Genomic DNA, 13824 nt, shown 5'->3' with positions numbered 1-13824 from the left:
GGAGCCCCGGCCGACCGCCTTTCTCCCAGGGGGTTCTCTTCATGTCGTCAGACGCGCTTCCGCAAGGGGCACGGCCGTTGAGGCCGACCCGCTCGCGGGTGTCGCGCACCGGCCGCACCTCGTTGTTCGGCCGGGTGCTCGGGCCGCTGCTGCTGGTCCTGTGCGGGTTCCTGGTCGTCGGCGAGCGCGACTACCGCTTCCACGAGATGGCCGCGGCGGAGTGGCTGATCTCCCAGGTCCTCGGCCTGCGGACCATGGTGCTCGCGGCCCCCGACGCGCCGGTCCTCTACGCCGACGGCGACGACGGCTTCGGGCGCGGAATCGCGCTGACCACCGGTTGCAGCAGTGCGCTGTTCATCGCCACGCTCGCCCTGTTGTCCGGCGTCCTGTTGCTGTTCAGCACGCGTCGGCCGACACGGATCCTGTTGGGCTTCGTCCTGGCGGCCGCCCTGATCGGCGGCACCAACCTGGGGCGCCTGATGCTGATCGTCGCCATGCAACACCGCTACGGCGACGAGGGTTTCGGCTGGACGCACATCCTGTTCGGCTCGGTGCTGATGATGGCCGCCGCCCTGGTCGCCCTGCTGCTCTTCCTCTACATGATCACCCGAACGTCCACCAACGACGCCGAGGACGACGCGCTGTGACCTTGCTCGACATCTCCATATCCCTCTCGTTCGTTCTCGGGGTCAGCTTCCTCGCCTACGTCGCCGTGATCGTGCGCAACTTCCTGCGGGCGCGCCCGGATCCCCCGGGCGATCCGACAGGCTTCAGCTGGCACTTCTTCGTCCCCTGCCTGGACGAGGAGGCCGTGATCGGCACCACCTTGGACTACCTCGCCCGGCATTTCCCCAACGCCCACGTCTGGGTCGTCGACGACCACTCCGACGACCGGACGGCCGAGGTGGTACGGGCCCGAGCGGACACGGGACGGCCCGTCCATCTGGTCGGCCGTCGCCTGCCGCAGGCGCGGACGGGCAAGGGCGACGCGCTGAATGCCGCCTACCAGGCACTCGAAGCCTGGCTGCCCGAGGACGCCGATGCCGACCGCGTCATCGTGACCGTCCTGGACGCCGACGGGCGGCCCTCCCCGGGGATGCTGGACTGCTTCGCCGGACCGACGTTCTTCGGCGACCCGTCCATCGGGGCTGTCCAGGTCGAGGTCCGGATGTCCAACCGTGACGTGGCCGTGCCTCTGTCCGACCGGGGGCCCGTCCGTAACCGCTTCGCCCGCCTGCTGGCCCGGTTGCAGGACATCGAGTTCCGCGGGCCCATCTCCGCCATGCAGATCACCCGCCGGTACACCCGGACCGTCAACGTGGGCGGCAACGGGCAGGCCAATCGGCTGAGCGCACTGCGCTCGATCGACCAGGGCAGCGCCGAACCGTGGGGCAAGGCGCTGCTGGAGGACTTCGAACTCGGGCTGAGGATGATGCTCGGCGGCTGGCGCAACGGCTACACCACGGCTGCCTGGGTGGACCAGGAAGCCCTGTGGAGCGTACGGCAGTTGCTCACCCAGCGTGTCCGCTGGGCACAGGGGGCCATGCAGTGCGCGCCCTATCTGCGCCAGGTCTGGCGGTCCCACCACTTCACCACGGCGGGCTTCCTGGAAGTCCTCTACTTCATGAGCCAGCCTTGGCTCCAGGCCGTCGGGCTGGTCGTCTACACCGTTCCGATCGCCGCCTTCGCCTACAACGCGGTCGTGTACCCGGAATTCGTCCTCGCCTTCCTCGGCCAGGGCGGCGCCCCGCTGATCGCGATCTACCTGCTCGTGGGGATCGCCGAGTTCGCCGTCTGGGGACCGCTCTACCGGCGCCGCTGCGAACCCGGAACGAGTCGCCGGGCCGCGCTCGGCTACGGACTCGCGCTCGCGGTCTACGCCGCGACCACCTACATCGTCGCGGTCCGCGCCTTCTGGCGGATCGTGCGGCGCAAGGGCTCCTGGCACAAGACGGCCCGCACGGCCGAGCCGCTGCCCGCCGCCCAGGAGATCGTCACCGCCTGACCGACGAAGCTTCTCCCAGACCGGGAATCCGTGGCCGAAACCACGGCCGGACAAGGGAGTCGACGCACCAACTCCAAGGCCCCGGCACCCGGCGCGACGACGCCTGCAGCATCGACCGGCCACCGCCGACGGCCCGTCCGGGGACGTCCCCGAAAGCCCTGAGCAGCACCTTCACGGCCGACGGGAGACCGACCCGTCCCCGGAAACCATCACCCGACGGCGAATCTCGCTGTCCGCTACATGAAAGGCCCAACCCGTGAGAACCCGTACCCGTGCCCGTGCCCGCATCCATGTCTTGACGGGCAGCGCACTCGTCGCCGGAATCCTGTCCGCCGCAGCCCCGGCCTACGCCGCCCTCCCGGCTCCCGAGGCCGACGCCTACGTCGTCTCCTCGGAGGCCCTGAGCGGGGCCGTCGCCGTTTCGCCGACACCCCACTCGACCTACCCGTCGGGCGGAACGGAGACCCTCGTCGGCCTCGACCTGGGCGCGTTCACCACCACATCGGTGCTCACCGCGAAGACCGGCGGCAACCCGGCCGACGGCACCTCGTCGGCCTCCGCGGCGGTCGACAAGCTCGGGCTCGACCTCGGTGTCGCCCAGGCGTCCCTGACGGGTGTCGAGTCGACCTGCGAGGCGACCCCCACCGGTGCCAAGGGCAGCGGCCTGATCGCGGGCGGATCGATCACCGTCCTCGGAATCCCGACCAACCTCCAGGCCAACGCCCCCGCCAACACCAAGGTCAGCATTCCCGCTGTCGGTTCGATCGTCCTCAACGAGCAGACCACCGACGCCGACGGCGTGCTGAGCGTCAACGCCGTCCACATCACCCTGCTGCCGGCGCTGAACGGTGCCAACCTGGTCATCGGCCACGCCGAGTGCGGCGGTGCGGAGCCCGCCGAAGCGGTTCCGATGATTGACCCGACCGTCGCCGGGGCCACGGGCGGCGTGGCCGTGGCGGGCGTCCTGGCCACGGTCTACCTGCGCCGCCGCAACGCCGCCGCCGACGGCTCGGCAGCCTGACGCGACCGTCCGACCGCACCGGGCCTCCGGCCCGGCTGCCCGGTCCCTCGGCCCACCGGACCGAGGGACCGGGCTCACGGGCCCGAGCCCGAGCGCGGGTCAGGGGCCGGGCCGGGCCGGGCCCCGGGGCATTCCATGGAGAGCTCCGAGGCCAGGTCCGACGCACGGCGGATGTCGTCGGCGAGGGCTTCGCGGTCGGACTCGTGGAGAAGCGGCGCGTGGGGCTGCCCCGGGCCGGTACGCGGTCCGTGCGGGCCAGGCGGTCGGGCGGCGGCGAACTCTTCGGGCTTGATGCCTGTCGTGAAGGATCTGAACACGTTGGTGGTGGTGTTCAGCACCGGGCCCTTGGTTCTCCCGCCACCGCGCGCTGCGGGACTACTTCACGTCGACGAAGTCACCGGGGGCGTTGACTGCGGGAGTCGAGGCCGTACCGGCGAAGCTCCAGCGCCAGTAGCCGTCCTGTACCGCCTTGACCGTGGTCTTCAGTGTGCCGGTTTTGGAGCTCTTCACCGTTTTGACGGTGGTGTATGTGCTGCTGTTCTTCTTCCGGAACTGGAGTTTGACCGACTGGGACGCGTAACCCGCGTACTTACGGGTGTCCCAGTTGGCCCGGTCCAGCTTGCCTGTGACCGTGATGGTCCTGCCCTTCTTCACGGGCTCCGGGGAGGCATCGGCCGTCAGCCGCGACAGCCGCTGGAACCTGACCGAGGAGAACGTGTCCTTCCCGGTGAAGCTCCCGTCCTTGCCCCATGCACCGGCGTAGACCCGCCAGTTCGTGGCGTTGGTGTTCCACAGGTATCCGGGATCGACCGTGATGGTGAGGGTGCAGGTCGAGGTTGTGGCGTTCGTGGCCTTGCACTTGGCCTTTGTCCCGTCCGGGTGGAACCCGAAGTCGTACAGGTTCGGGTTGTTGTCGCGGCCCCTCCAGATGTAGGAGAGCGCGTCCTCGATACCCGAGGAGTGGGATGCGGTGACGGAGACCGTCACCTTCTTGGTGGCGGTGGTACCGAGCACAATCGGCTTTCCACTGTTCACAACGACCTTGCTGATCACCGGGGCGGCGTTTGCCTGTGTCAGCGCGAACGAGGGGCTGCTCGCCTGAGAGGCCGGCACGGTGAGGACGGACAGGGCCAAGGCGCCGGAGACAGCGGCAACAGTGGCACGAATACGCATGTGTTCCCCAAGTCTGGACTGTGGGTCTGCTGACCCGACAGACCAGACCTGAGGCGAACGTGAAAGGTTGTACACAAAGATGAAATCTTCGCGAAGATTGGTGATCAGCCCAGATCAGAGGCTGTCGCACGGCTGAGCGTTGTTTTCCGCGAGAACTACCGGGACGGACCCGACGGAGCCTCGCCCTGGACACGGACGGAAGGTGCGCCGCGACCAGAAGCCCCACCATGCGACGCGCGATGGGGCACACCTCAACTGGTGATCCGTGCGGGCCCTGCGGGCCGACGGTCAGTCGGCGGCGAACTCGCCGGACTTGATGCCCGCCACGAAGGACGTGAACGCGTCGGTGGTGGTGTTCAGCACCGGGCCGTTCGGGTTCTTGGAGTCGCGGACGGGGACGACGCCGCAGGTGGCGGCGAGGTTGGCGGCGACCTCCACACATGCGCCGCCGTTGTCGCTGTACGAAGACTTGAACCAGTGGGGGGACTCGGTCGTGGTCGTCACGGGGTGCCCTTTCGTGCCTCGTTGATCATGAATACGGATTCTGCCTGGGACAGCGCCTCGGCCTGTAGCTGATGGTAGGCCGTCAGCAGGGGGAGTACGGAGGTCGTTTCGCGCTCAAGGTGCCCCCGAATCTGGGATTCCGCGTATGCAATCACGGACATGTCCGACAGCGTCAGCATGTACAGGGGAAGGTTGAACGGCCGGCGCTCTCCTATGTCGTACGGGACGACCTGGAGCACGGTGTTCGGCTGCTCGGCGAACTCCGCCAGCCGTTCCAACTGCGCGTCCATGACCTCATCGCCGCCGACCCGTCGACGGATGCAGCTCTCGTCCATCACCACCAGCATCATGGGCGGGCGGGGGCGTACCAGAGCCGCCTGCCGCTCCGCCAGGAACGAGACCCGTTCGGTCGCCTGCTCGGGACTGATCGCCCCACGCCGTACGGCGCTGTTCGCGAGGACCCTGGCGTACTCCGGCGTCTGTAACAGTCCGGGGATGATCCCGATTTCGTACAACCGGATCTCCACGGCGCGTCCTTCATGCCCCACGTACTGCGGGAAGCCCTCCAGCAGTGAACCGTGCCGGATCTCGCGCCACTGACGCTCGAACGTGTCGGCCGTGTCACCGGTTCCGAAGACGCGGTCTGCGCTGCGCGAGAAGCGAAGAGTCGGCATCTTGCGACCAGTTTCAACGGCGGAGACATGCGTGCCGGAGTACCCCATCTCCCCGGCCAGTTCTTCCTGCTTCCAGCCACGAGCCTCTCGCAAGCTGCGGATACGCGCGCCAAAGGCAGCCTCGGGACTGCTCTCGGGATCCAACTCCTTGCGGTTCAACGGCCTTTCACCAGCTTTCCGTTCTTGCTCAACAAGTTGAAGCGTTCCAGACGCTAGGTCACGCTGGGCCGCCTTGGTAGTGGAGTCACTACGGAGAGGAGTGGCCCGTGTCCGCGAAGAACGGCGCCTCGAACCAACAGGAACCCCCGCACACCCCGGCCTCGGCCTCGACCCCAGCCCCCGGCACGCTCGTGGTTGACCTATCACGGGACCTGGTCGGTGAGTTCCGCGGTGAGTGGTGCGGGAAGTGGTCCTTGCGGCCGGTCGGCGGTGGGGTCGAGTGGACCGTCGATCCGGAGGACGTGCGGCCGGCCGACCCGATACAGCGGCTGCGCGCCGAACTCACCCGCGCCAACCGTCGCAGCCGTGGTGAGCTGCTGTGACGGGACCGTTCCCCCTCCGCAGCACACGCGGGTGACGGCCGCACGACCGTCCGGCTCGGCACAACCGTCGCCACGCTCCGCGGCTCGCGCTCCGGTGGCTGCACGGCCAGTCCGCACGGATCGCGAACGTACTGCACCCGGAACCGGGCAACCCATGGATTCCCCCATACGTGTTACGGCCCACGCCCGCGCCCGCACCCAACCCGTCCCCCAACCTGTGCCCGCGCTTCGTGCGCGGATGGCCGCGTAACCCCGCTCTCACCCCACCCGCACATCCCGTACCCCCCTCCCTCCCCATTGCCCTCGCCCGGCCTGCCGAAAAAGGGAAGCGCCCTCATGCCCCTCATGACGCCGTACATCGCGTCGCGCACCATCCGAACAACCGGTGTGCGAAGCGGAGTTGACCATCGAGTTCGCCCGGGGCGGGCCCCGGCTCGCCTACCGCCACCCACGACCGGGGGACAGATCCGCTTCGAGAACTGGGGCGTGCGGCCGCCGTCACGTCACGGGTGACAGGGGCATCGTCCCGGTCTGCGTCTGACAGAGGTAGAACAGTTCGGGGTCACCCTCATCAAGGCCGTGGAGAAGGCCGACTGGCCTCCACCCGGCCCGTTGCAGCAGCCGCTGCATCGGCTGGTTGGAGACGTTGGTTGAGGTGAACAACTTCTGGGTTTCGCACGAGGCCGCCACGGCGTCCAGCAACCGACGGCCAACGCCTCTGCCGCGAGCGGATGGTGCGACCATCAGCATCGTGACGAAGCCTTGTTCGAAGAATGTGTACTCAACTACACAGTAGCCAAAAAGGCCAGACGCACCTTCCGCTACGACCACCAGGCCCTGCTGGCACCACCTCCGGATACTCGCCACTCGCTCCCTGTCACCTTTGGCCGCGACCGAGTCGATACGAACCAGCACGTCTGCCTCCGACTCCCTGACGCGACGCACAACGAGTTCACCGAGATCCATTGCCTCCATGGGGCCATGTTGTCAGTTCGCACCGATGACCTGAGCTGCCTCTGGCCCTCTATCGCGGACCAGGTCGTAAGGGCTGTGCCGTAATCCCTGGTGGGCGCGCGACGACAGCTGCGGCACCTCGCCGCGTTGTTGGAACGCCCGAGTACATCCAGTATGCGGGCGCCCCTCCGCCTTGCGATGCACCGCATCCGACGCCGCTCGCTAATCCACCAGGGATTACGGGACAGCCCTCAGCCGTGCCGGGTGAAGACTTCGCGGACTGCGGGCAGGTCCGCTTCCTTCTCCTTCTCGTCCTCGTAATGACCGTCCTCGTCCCGGATAGCCACGACGGTCTCCGGGGTGAAGTCCTGGCCGAAGCGGTAGACGTCCAGGCAGTAGTCGAAGCCGGACTCGCCGAAGAGGTCCGCGTCCTCGCGGCGGCAGTACTCCGCCAGGCCGTCGGACACGTGCCAGCGCGTACCGTCGTACCAGAAGACACCGCCTGCGTAGTGAATCGTCCGGCCCGTCGCGGAGTCTGTGAGGTTCAGCGACTCGTAGTTCTCGGGACGGTCACGGACCAGGGCGACGAGGGATTCGGGGACGCCCTCGTAGAAGGACTCCTGGAGGGCGAAATCCTCCTCGGCGTACAGATTCAGCGCCGACTCGTGGTCGAACGTCAGCAGCAGCACACGGCCGTCCTCCGCGAAGTACCACACCGCGGACTGGCCGCCGCCGTCGTTCCAGGCCAGACGGCGTGCGCCGGTCACCGTCACCGGTTCGACCTCGGCGAGTTCGTCCATGATGGCCGCGCGGCGCCGCACTTCCGGGAGGGGTGTCGCTGCCAGGGCATCCCATATCGCGTTACTCATTCCCGCAGGGTATCCACCGCCTACGACAAGGCCGTCACCAACTACCTCGCCGCCATCCTCATCCGGTCAGCAGGTGATCCACCAGGGGTTACGGGACAGCCCTTACGACCTCGCCCACGATTGGCAGGGGGGAAGGAGCGGCGTCTGGGGCCTTCGAATCCAAGGCGGAGGAGGGAGTCGGATGGGGTCTCCCCTGCTCGAAAGCAGCTGAGAGCTCGGGGAAGGAGCGTCGGGGACTGACGACAACGCCGGAGGCGGAGGTCCCAGACACCGCGACGCCGCTGACAATCGTGGGCACGCCTGGCTGCCCTCCCTCGCCCCGCACCTCCCTCAGCCGCTATCACCCGACAGCTCGTAAGGTGAACCAGTGGACACCGAGGCATTGCGTTCGTTCGTCCGGGCGGCCGAGCTCGGACAGTTCCAGCATGCGGCCGATGAGCTGGGCGTGACACAGCAGGCGGTTTCCAAGCGGATCGCCGCGTTGGAGCGCGAGCTGGAAGTCCGTCTGTTCGCACGTACCGCCCGAGGGGTCGAGCTGACGCTCGACGGTCAGGCGTTTCTCCCCCACGCGCGGACCATCGTCACGGGTGTCGACCGCGCCGTCACCGCGGTCAGGCCGGGCTCCCGGGCCCTGCGGATCGACGTTCTCGGCCTGCGAAGCGCGCAGGCCGTTGTGCTGCACGGCTATTGGCGGTCGCATCCCGAAACCGAGCTCGACGTGGTGACCCTCAGGGTCGACGACCCACGCGTGGCGGTCGCCGCCGTCGAAGCGGGCGATATCGACGCCTCGTTCCGTACCGTCACCGACCCGGCCGCACTGCCGCCCGACGTGCAGATGATCCACGCGTTCGACTCCCCGCTGGAACTTCTCGTCGGCCCGAGACACCCGCTGGCCTCCGCGCGAAGACTGAGACCACCGCAGCTGCGCGAGCACCGGATCTGGGTGCCGGGCATCGCTCCCCGAAGCGAATGGGCAGAGTTCTACGAACAGCTCGCCACCGAATTCGACCTGCGCATCGACGCGGCAGGCCCGCACTTCGGAGACGAAGTGCTCCTGGACACCCTCGCGGACTCGTCGGACGTGGCCACCCTCGTCGGGTCACGCGACCGGTACATCTGGCCGACGAACCACGACCTACGCCGCATCCCTGTCGTGAATCCGACCCTCGCATACCCGCTCTCGCTCATCCTTCCCAGAACGAATCCGCATCCAGAACTCCGTCGGATCATCGCGCACCTCGGAACCCTGCCGAGGCTTGCCGAGGCGGTCTGGCGCCCGTCCTGGGCGATGACGCCACGGCGCGTCGACAGCGAGATCGCGAATGTTCACGGGGTCCAGCCCCGACACGGGTGACTCGACCGGCTGCCGACGGCGGCCTCCACCACCACCTTGTGAGTCCTGTCCAGTCACCGGTACACCGAGCAAAGGGGCGTGGCATGTCCAGCGACCGTCTCATGCGCATTCACAGCGCCGAGTTCCAGGCCATGGCCGAGAGGGTTCTGCGCGTCACCGAGCTTACGACCTCGTCCACGATTGTCAGCGGCGTCGTGGCGTCTGGGACCTCCGCCTCCGGCGTTGTCGTCAGTCGCCGACGCTCCTTCCCCGAGCTCTCAGCTGCTTTCGAGCAGGGGAGACCCTATCCGACTCCCTCCTCCGCCTTGGATTCGAAGGCCCCAGACGCCGCTCCTTCCTCCACTGCCAATCGTGGACGAGGTCGTTACCTCCCGCCTGAACGTCCTGCCTTTCGAGGACGAAGCAGGCAAGGCGGAGCTTTTCGAACAGATCCTTGGCAAGCCGCTGCCGCCGAGAGTCACGATCTACCCGCCCTTCTACACGGACCACGGTCTGCACCTCGACCTCGCGGAGCGTGTGTTCATCAACCAGAACTGCACGTTCCTGGACTACGCCGGTATCCGGATCGGCGAGCGCGTGATGATCGGCCCGAAGGTCACGTTCATCACGATTCGCCGATCGGCAGGGCCCACCGACCGGGACCACTCACCGGCCGAGGCGGCACGTCAATCGGTGTGAGCACTCCGAAGCGGCACGTCGAGCGGCGTGAGCACTCCGAGCCGGTCCTCGATCTCCTGGGCGGCGGCCAGGCACAGGTCCTCCCGGAACGCGCGCCCGACGATCTGGACGCCGGACGGCAGGCCGTCGTCCACCCCGGTCGGTACGGCCACCGCGGGCACGCCCACGAAGCTGGTCACCGTGCAAAGGCGCATGCCCGTGCCGACCCGCTCGTGTCCCGCCGCGTCGCGTGACTCGAGTCCCGGTTCGACGGGCGGCTCGGTGAACACCGGCCCGAGCAGCAACGGGTACGTGTCGAGGAACTCCGCCCACGACCGGCGGATGCCCAGCCAGGTGCCCATCAGTTTCATGAACTCCGCGGCGGTCGCGGGCGGGGTCCGCTCCATCGCCATCGCGATGTACCGGTCTCCGCCCGCCCCGAGCAGCGTGCGTACCACGGGCCAGGTGGGGGCGAACTCGGTCACGGTGATCCGGCCGTACGCCTCAAGTGCCTCGTCCAGCCTCGGAACGTCCGCCACCTCCCGCACGTCGTACCCGGCGTCCCGCAACGCGTCGGCCGCGGTCATGACGGCCGCGTGCACCGTGGGGTGGACGCCGCGACCACCGGGGTCGGCGACGACCGCGACCTTCACCGGACCCGGCAGTGGCTCGCCCCGGACGGGGACGGGTACGGCGCGCGGGTCGCGTGGATCGGTTCCGGCCAGCACTTCGTACGCCAGCCACAGGTCGGCGACCCGGCGCGCCAGCGGGCCGTCGGTCACCAGCATCTGCGAGGCCGGTCCGGGGTCGTCCGGGCCGAGGACGCGGTGGTCGGCGGGGAACCGCCCGGCGGTGGGCTTCAGCCCCGCGACACCGCAGAACGAGGCGGGGATCCGTATCGAACCGCCGGAGTCGTTGCCGAGTCCGACCGCGGCCATGCCGGTGGCGACGGCCGCCCCGTCGCCGCCGCTGGTCCCGCCGGGCGTCCGGCTCGGGTCCCACGGGTTGACGGTGTCGCCGAACAGTTCGCTGCGGGTGTGCATGCCGGCCAGGATCATGGTCGGCATGTTGCTGTGCCCGATCGGTACGGCTCCGGCAGCCCGGAGCCGGGCCACCGGCGGCGCGTCGGTCGCCGCCACCAGATCACGGAACCGCGCCGTCCCGAAGGTGGTGGGCACGCCCTCGACGGCGAGGCACTCCTTCACCGTGAACGGCACGCCCGCCAGGGGGCCGGGATCCTCGCCCGCGGCCCGCTTCCGATCGGTCTCCGCCGCCGCTTCACGGGCGCGTTCGGCCATCGGTTGCGTGACCGCGTTGATCCGCGGGTTGACGTCGGCGATGCGTGCCAGATGGCTGTCGACCAGTTCGACGGCCGATACGTTTCCGCTCCGGACGGCTTCCGCCTGCGCCGTGGCCGACAACTTCCATAGGGCGTCCCGCACGATCCCTGTCCTTCCCCTCATGTCCTTCGCGTCCTTCGCAGGTCGAAGCACCCGTGCCGGAAACATAGCCCAGAAGCGATACGATCGTATCGAAAAAAGAAACGCATGGATCGAGAGGGAGGAGCGACCGGCCATGCCCAAGCAGGTGGATTACGAGAGCAGACGCCGTCGGATCGCCGACGCCGTCTGCCGTCTCGCCGATGAACACGGGCCGGAGGGGGTGTCCATGCGCGATGTCGCGGCTCGTGCGGAGGTCTCGCTGGGGGCCGTTCAGCGCTGCTTCCGGACCAAGGAGGAGATGCTCCTGTTCGCCGTCGAACACGTCGGCGAGCGTCTGACCGAGCGCGTACGGGCCCGCCTGGTCCGTGGCCCGGCCCAGTCGGCCGCCACCGCCCTGGGCCACACGGCCGGCGAGGTCGCCCTGTTGCGCGAGGAACACCGCGCCGAGGCACGGGTCTGGCTCGCGTTCGTCGCCCAGGCCGCCGTCAGCGAGCCGCTCGCCGACAAGCTCAGGACCAGTTACGCGGATCTCCAGGGCGTTTTCGCCCGTCTCATCGCGGAGGTCGCCGAGAGCGCCGGCCCGGGCACCGGGAACGGTCCGGGCACCGGGGACGGTTCGGTCACGGGGAAGGGGGCCGCTGCCGGGATCGATCCGGCCGACGGAGTCCCCGCGGCGCCCGATCCGCGGCGCGAGGCCCGGTCACTCCTCGCACTCACCGACGGCCTGACCAGTCATGTGCTCATCGGACACCTGAGCCCGGAGGAGGCCCAGGACGTCCTGCACGCGCATCTGGCCCTCCTCTGGGAACGCCTCGGTGTGACGGCCCCCGTTTCCGGAAAGGCCGGTTGAACCATGCCCCGTGCTCACCGCGCCGCGCTCTCACCCTGCCTCGCGTCCACCGTGCCGGGAACTCACCGCGCGCCGGGCGGTCACCGTGCCGGGCGCAGCCGGAATTCGCGGCCCTGCCAGCGCCTTCGCAGCCAGCGGTCGTGACTGGCCAGGACGATCGCCCCGGGCCCGGTGCCCAGGGCGTCCTCCAACTCGTCGCACAGGCGCGGGGACAGGTGGTTCGTGGGCTCGTCGAGCAGCAGCAGTTGCGGAGGACTCGCCACCAGCAGTGCCAGGGCGAGCCGCCGCCGCTGGCCGACCGACAGTTGCCCGACCGGTTTCTCCAGGTCCGGCTCGTGCATCAGCCCCAATGAGACCAGCGGGACCTCCTCCGCCCGTTCGGCGCCGAGCGAGAGCGTGTAGGTGTCGCGCACGGTGCGGTCGGGCCGCGTGAACACGGTGTCCTGGGACAGCAGTCCCACGGACAGCCCCGGTCGCCGTCGCACCCCGTCCCCGCCCCCGGTCGCGAGCCGTCCGGCGAGTACGGACAGGAGCGTCGACTTGCCCGCCCCGTTGCCGCCGGTGACGAGGAGGCGTTCGGTCGCCGACACGTCCAGCCGGGCGACCTCCAGCCGACCCGGCAGGCGCACGTCGCGCAGGCTCACGAGATCGCCGGGGGCGTCGTCGTCCGTCGGCCCCTGGGCGAGCGCGGTGACGTGGAACCGCAGCGGTCGCGGCGGCTCACCGACCTGCCCGCGCTCCAACTCCTCCAGCCTGCGGGCGGCGTTGCGCACCCGCCGCGAGATCTGGCCCTGCACCCGATCGCCCCGAAGGCCGTACATCATCTTCTCGTTGTCCCGCCGCTCCCGGTTCGGCGCGACGAGGCGGGCGGTCACCCGCGTCGACCGGCGCAGTGCCGCCAGTTCCTCCTGTTCCTCCGCGTACCGCCGCTCCCAGCGCTGCCGCTCGGCGTGCTTCTCCGCCTGGAAGGCGCTGTAGTTGCCGCCGTACCGCACGGGGCCGGCCACCGCCGGGTCGAGGTCGATCAGATCCGTGCACACGGCGTCGAGGAAGGCCCGGTCGTGGCTGGCCACCATCACGACCCCGGGCAGTTCGCGCACCCGCGCCTCCAGGAACGCGGCGGCGCCGTCGTCGAGATGGTTGGTCGGTTCGTCGAGCAGCAGCGCGGAGGGACGGCGGACCAGCAGGGCGGCCAGCGCCAGGCGACTGCGCTGCCCGCCCGAGAGGGTGCCGAGGGTCCGGTCGTGGTCGAGTGCGGCGAGGCCGAGCCCGTCGAGCGTGATCGCGGCACGACGGTCGGCGTCCCAGGACTCGCGTTCCCGGGCCTGTTCCAGCCGTCGGCCGTAGGCGTCGAGCAGTTCGCCGTGGCCGGGGGAGTCCTCCGGGACGTGCGCGAGCAGATCGGCGAGGCGGTCGAGCTCGGCCAGGTCGGCGCGGGCCTCGCGCAGGGCGTCGTCCAGCACCTCGGTGACCGTCGACGCGGCGTCGAAGGGCATCTCCTGGTGCAGGAAACCCAGGTCGGCCGGGCGCGTGATGCTCCCGGCGTCGGGCTCGTCGACCCCGGCGAGCAGACGCAGTAGCGTCGACTTTCCGGCACCGTTCTCCCCGATCAGGCCGATGCGGCGGCCGGGGGAGGCGGTGAGCGACACCCCGTCGAGGACGCGCCTGTCCCCGAGCGTACGGACGATGTCGTGTGCGAGCAGGGCGGGTCGAGACATGGTGGTCCACCTGACGTGGTTGGTGTTCGGCCCGCCGGGGGACACCCCTCGGACGCGGGCC

The 13824-nt window shown here is 69.3% G+C and carries 14 protein-coding genes and 2 pseudogenes; 8 read left to right on the top strand and 8 right to left on the bottom strand.

Going from position 1 to position 13824, the window contains the following annotated elements:
* Positions 1–77 precede the first annotated feature (77 nt).
* The 3 genes from ACFYY6_RS29635 (at position 78) to ACFYY6_RS29625 (ending at position 3026) form a co-directional block, all read left to right on the top strand.
* Positions 78–647, top strand: a complete 570-nt coding sequence (locus tag ACFYY6_RS29635) for an archaeosortase/exosortase family protein (RefSeq protein WP_351631540.1) — start codon at positions 78–80, stop codon at positions 645–647.
* Entirely contained in the window at positions 644–2005 is a 1362-nt protein-coding gene (locus ACFYY6_RS29630) for a glycosyltransferase family 2 protein (RefSeq protein WP_389196511.1), read from the top strand. Before ACFYY6_RS29635 ends, ACFYY6_RS29630 begins: the two co-directional genes overlap by 4 nt.
* A gap of 256 nt (positions 2006–2261) precedes the next feature.
* Positions 2262–3026, top strand: a complete 765-nt coding sequence (locus ACFYY6_RS29625) for a choice-of-anchor P family protein (protein ID WP_386609256.1) — start codon at positions 2262–2264, stop codon at positions 3024–3026.
* A 74-nt stretch (positions 3027–3100) separates the two neighbouring features.
* On the opposite strand, the gene ACFYY6_RS29620 is transcribed toward ACFYY6_RS29625, so the two are convergent.
* The 4 genes from ACFYY6_RS29620 to ACFYY6_RS29605 form a co-directional block, all read right to left on the bottom strand.
* A complete protein-coding gene (locus ACFYY6_RS29620; RefSeq protein WP_389196509.1) occupies positions 3101–3364 on the bottom strand; it encodes a hypothetical protein in 264 nt (87 codons plus the stop codon).
* 37 nt (positions 3365–3401) lie between these two features.
* Positions 3402–4199 (bottom strand): DUF5707 domain-containing protein, encoded by a 798-nt coding sequence (locus tag ACFYY6_RS29615; protein ID WP_351631530.1) that lies wholly within the window; start codon positions 4197–4199, stop codon positions 3402–3404.
* 288 nt (positions 4200–4487) lie between these two features.
* A complete protein-coding gene (locus ACFYY6_RS29610; protein ID WP_351520774.1) occupies positions 4488–4703 on the bottom strand; it encodes a DUF397 domain-containing protein in 216 nt (71 codons plus the stop codon).
* The gene (locus ACFYY6_RS29605; RefSeq protein ID WP_389196507.1) at positions 4700–5536 is read right to left on the bottom strand and encodes a Scr1 family TA system antitoxin-like transcriptional regulator; all 837 of its coding nucleotides are present in this window, start codon (positions 5534–5536) and stop codon (positions 4700–4702) included. Before ACFYY6_RS29605 ends, ACFYY6_RS29610 begins: the two co-directional genes overlap by 4 nt.
* A 107-nt stretch (positions 5537–5643) precedes the next feature.
* Between ACFYY6_RS29605 and ACFYY6_RS29600 the strand changes: the two genes are divergently transcribed.
* On the top strand, positions 5644–5919 hold the full coding sequence (locus tag ACFYY6_RS29600; RefSeq protein ID WP_389196505.1) for a hypothetical protein: 276 nt from the start codon (positions 5644–5646) through the stop codon (positions 5917–5919).
* A gap of 498 nt (positions 5920–6417) precedes the next feature.
* Here ACFYY6_RS29600 and ACFYY6_RS29595 read toward each other — a convergent pair whose 3' ends face one another.
* Positions 6418–6894: a GNAT family N-acetyltransferase gene (locus ACFYY6_RS29595; RefSeq protein WP_351631521.1), complete on the bottom strand. Its 477-nt coding sequence runs from the start codon at positions 6892–6894 to the stop codon at positions 6418–6420.
* A gap of 230 nt (positions 6895–7124) precedes the next feature.
* The gene (locus ACFYY6_RS29590) at positions 7125–7742 is read right to left on the bottom strand and encodes a hypothetical protein (RefSeq protein ID WP_351526028.1); all 618 of its coding nucleotides are present in this window, start codon (positions 7740–7742) and stop codon (positions 7125–7127) included.
* Between the two features lie 367 nt (positions 7743–8109).
* Here ACFYY6_RS29590 and ACFYY6_RS29585 point away from each other — a divergent pair, with 367 nt between their 5' ends.
* The 3 genes and pseudogenes from ACFYY6_RS29585 to ACFYY6_RS29575 form a co-directional block, all read left to right on the top strand.
* A complete protein-coding gene (locus ACFYY6_RS29585) occupies positions 8110–9096 on the top strand; it encodes a LysR family transcriptional regulator (RefSeq protein WP_351526030.1) in 987 nt (328 codons plus the stop codon).
* Between the two features lie 83 nt (positions 9097–9179).
* Positions 9180–9261, top strand: a pseudogene (locus ACFYY6_RS29580) (sugar O-acetyltransferase); the annotation flags it as partial.
* Positions 9262–9405: 144 nt separating this feature from the next.
* Positions 9406–9735, top strand: a pseudogene (locus ACFYY6_RS29575) (hypothetical protein); the annotation flags it as partial.
* A gap of 26 nt (positions 9736–9761) precedes the next feature.
* Here the strand turns inward: ACFYY6_RS29575 and ACFYY6_RS29570 are convergent.
* Entirely contained in the window at positions 9762–11216 is a 1455-nt protein-coding gene (locus ACFYY6_RS29570; protein WP_389196502.1) for an amidase, read from the bottom strand.
* 112 nt (positions 11217–11328) lie between these two features.
* On the opposite strand from ACFYY6_RS29570, the gene ACFYY6_RS29565 reads away from it, so the two are divergent.
* Positions 11329–12045: a TetR/AcrR family transcriptional regulator gene (locus ACFYY6_RS29565; RefSeq protein ID WP_389196500.1), complete on the top strand. Its 717-nt coding sequence runs from the start codon at positions 11329–11331 to the stop codon at positions 12043–12045.
* Between the two features lie 80 nt (positions 12046–12125).
* Here ACFYY6_RS29565 and ACFYY6_RS29560 read toward each other — a convergent pair whose 3' ends face one another.
* Positions 12126–13763, bottom strand: coding sequence for an ABC-F family ATP-binding cassette domain-containing protein (locus ACFYY6_RS29560; RefSeq protein WP_360115031.1), 1638 nt, complete (start codon positions 13761–13763; stop codon positions 12126–12128).
* Positions 13764–13824 lie beyond the last annotated feature (61 nt).

It is taken from the genome of Streptomyces sp. NPDC001750 (assembly GCF_042892615.1).
Lineage (GTDB): Bacteria > Actinomycetota > Actinomycetes > Streptomycetales > Streptomycetaceae > Streptomyces.
Note: the sequence above shows the minus strand (reverse complement) of the source record. Positions and strands in the feature narration are given on the sequence as shown.

Coding starts and splice junctions, on each gene's coding strand:
- ACFYY6_RS29615 (WP_351631530.1), bottom strand. CDS start 4,199: ATGCGTATTCGTGCCACTGTTGCCGCTGTCTCCGGCGCCTTGGCCCTG.
- ACFYY6_RS29565 (WP_389196500.1), top strand. CDS start 11,329: ATGCCCAAGCAGGTGGATTACGAGAGCAGACGCCGTCGGATCGCCGAC.
- ACFYY6_RS29560 (WP_360115031.1), bottom strand. CDS start 13,763: ATGTCTCGACCCGCCCTGCTCGCACACGACATCGTCCGTACGCTCGGG.
- ACFYY6_RS29595 (WP_351631521.1), bottom strand. CDS start 6,894: ATGGAGGCAATGGATCTCGGTGAACTCGTTGTGCGTCGCGTCAGGGAG.
- ACFYY6_RS29590 (WP_351526028.1), bottom strand. CDS start 7,742: ATGAGTAACGCGATATGGGATGCCCTGGCAGCGACACCCCTCCCGGAA.
- ACFYY6_RS29570 (WP_389196502.1), bottom strand. CDS start 11,216: ATGAGGGGAAGGACAGGGATCGTGCGGGACGCCCTATGGAAGTTGTCG.